Consider the following 2,031-nt stretch of genomic DNA (forward strand, 5'->3'; position numbering starts at 1 on the left):
GTCACCACAACGTCGAGGATTATCAATATTTTCCGGTCTTCGCCAAGGCCGAGCCCCGTTTGAAGCACGGCTTCGAGATTCTCGATGCCGACCATCACACCATCCATGAAGGGCTGGAGCGTAATGCCGAGGCGGCCAATGCGTTCATCAAGACGCTTCAGGAGAGCGAAGACAGACAGCGCTTCGCCGCCGACGCCTATGCCGACGAAAACAGCCGGCTGATCGCCATGCTGACAAGGCATCTTGCCGACGAGGAAGACCTGATCATCCCGCTTATCCTCGATCGGGGGGATCAGGCGCTCGGCGTGGATTGACGATCAGCCCTCCCTGGCGCGTTCCTTGCTGGCGATGTGACGGGCGACGAGCCATGCCAGAACGGCCACGGTCAAGCCGATGCCAAGCCCGATCAGCAACCGTTCGTTATGCATCAACGCCTGGCCGATGACGTGCTCGGCGCCAAGTCCAAAGGCATAACCGATCGTGCCGAACAGTACCGCCCAGACCGCCGATGAAAGCGCGTTGAGGATGACGAAGCGCGGCGCGGCGATGTTGGAAAGCCCGGCTGCAATGCCGCCGACGAGGCGCATGCCGTAGATATAGCGGTTGGACAGCACGAAAATGTCGGGATGGGTGTTGAGCAGCCGAAAGGCGCGGCGGAAGCCGGGCCGTTTGCGCAATCTGACGACATAGGGATGGTCGGCGAAGCTTCGTCCGAGGATGAAGAAGAAAATATCGCCGACGAAGGCGCCGAGCGCGGCCGCAAGAACCGCGTGCCACAGGACGAAGACCTGCTGGTGGGCGAAGAAACCGCCAAGAATGGCGGCACTTTCGCCCTCCGCGACTCAGCCGATAAAGACCGCGAGCAGCCCGTATTGTTCGATGAAATGATGGATCGCGTCGGTCATGAAGCCGACTGCTGCGAAGACAGCCTTTCGTCGATCCGCTTGATCATTTCGGTCAGTTGCACGATCTCGTCGCGTATACCGAGGATCTGGCCGTGGCGCAGTTCATCCAGCTTTTCATGCAGCGCCATGATCTCGATCTCGGCTTTCAGGTTGACCTCGTAATCGTGGGCGGCGTCGATGCGGTCGCGTTCGGTCTGGCGGTTCTGCGCCATCATGATCACCGGCGCCTGCAAGGCGGCGACCATCGACAGAACGAGATTGAGGAAGATGAAGGGGTAGGGATCGAAGGCGTCACGCGACAGCAGCCAGACATTGGCTGATGTCCACAGGATCAGAAAGGCGATGAAGGTCAGGATGAAGGACCATGACCCACCGATGCGGGCGATCGTGTCGGCGAGCCGGTCGCCGAAGGTCTGGTGGAAGGCGACGGCCTTGTTGGTGTCGCGCGAGATGGTGGTGCGTTCGAGCGTCGATTGCAGCACCCGGCTTTCGAGATGGCTGAGGCCGTCCGGCCGCCGCTTGAGCCAGCGGTTCGCCAGGTCGTCGATCGTCTTGTTCATGGCCATCTCCAGGGTCTTTGGCTTGCCGTAAGAGGTAGAGGCTGCCGGCTCACACGGGAAGTGTTAGATTGATTCCAGTTGCCGAGGGACCAATGGCCGATTTCAAGAAAATTCGCGCACGCGCCGCAAAACGCAAGGGCGGCGAAGAGGAACTGACGTCGCTGCTGGGTCCGGCGCCTGACAATGCCGCCGTGGCTGACATCGCCGATGACCGCATTCTCTCTGTTATGGCCGAACGCGTCTTCGCCGCCGGTTTCGTCTGGCGCGTCATCGAGCAGAAATGGCCGGGCTTCGAGGAGGCGTTTCTGCGCTTCGAGCCGAAGCGGCTGTTGTTCCAGCCCGATGATTTCTGGCACGATCTGACGGCCGACCAGCGCATCGTGCGCAACCCGCAGAAGATCAGATCCGTGCGCGACAACGCCGCCTTCGTCGAGCGCGTGTCGAAGGAATATGGCGGCTTCGGCCAATTCCTTGCAAACTGGCCGGCGGACGACCAGGTCGGGCTGATGGCCTGGCTCGGCAAGCATGGCAGCCGGTTGGGCGGCAATACGGGCCAGTATTTCCTG

General features: G+C 61.0%; 3 protein-coding genes and 1 pseudogene. 2 read left to right on the forward strand and 2 right to left on the reverse strand.

Annotated features, from left to right (window positions below; all coding sequences use genetic code 11):
* A partial coding sequence (locus tag EN750_RS31640; protein WP_189526596.1) for a hemerythrin domain-containing protein occupies positions 1-314 on the forward strand: 314 nt, incomplete at its 5' end.
* A gap of 3 nt (positions 315-317) precedes the next feature.
* Here EN750_RS31640 and EN750_RS31645 read toward each other — a convergent pair.
* Both EN750_RS31645 and EN750_RS31650 read right to left on the reverse strand, forming a co-directional pair.
* Positions 318-905 (reverse strand): annotated as a pseudogene (locus EN750_RS31645) (DedA family protein).
* Positions 902-1,465: a DUF1003 domain-containing protein gene (locus tag EN750_RS31650; RefSeq protein ID WP_127399050.1), complete on the reverse strand. Its 564-nt coding sequence runs from the start codon at positions 1,463-1,465 to the stop codon at positions 902-904. Before EN750_RS31650 ends, EN750_RS31645 begins: the two are co-directional and overlap by 4 nt.
* Before the next feature lie 92 nt (positions 1,466-1,557).
* On the opposite strand from EN750_RS31650, the gene EN750_RS31655 reads away from it, so the two are divergent.
* On the forward strand, positions 1,558-2,031 hold a 474-nt coding region (locus EN750_RS31655), incomplete at its 3' end, for a DNA-3-methyladenine glycosylase I (RefSeq protein ID WP_127399051.1).

It is taken from the genome of Mesorhizobium sp. M7A.F.Ca.ET.027.03.2.1, assembly GCF_003999175.1.
In the GTDB taxonomy this organism is placed as follows: Bacteria; Pseudomonadota; Alphaproteobacteria; order Rhizobiales; family Rhizobiaceae; genus Mesorhizobium.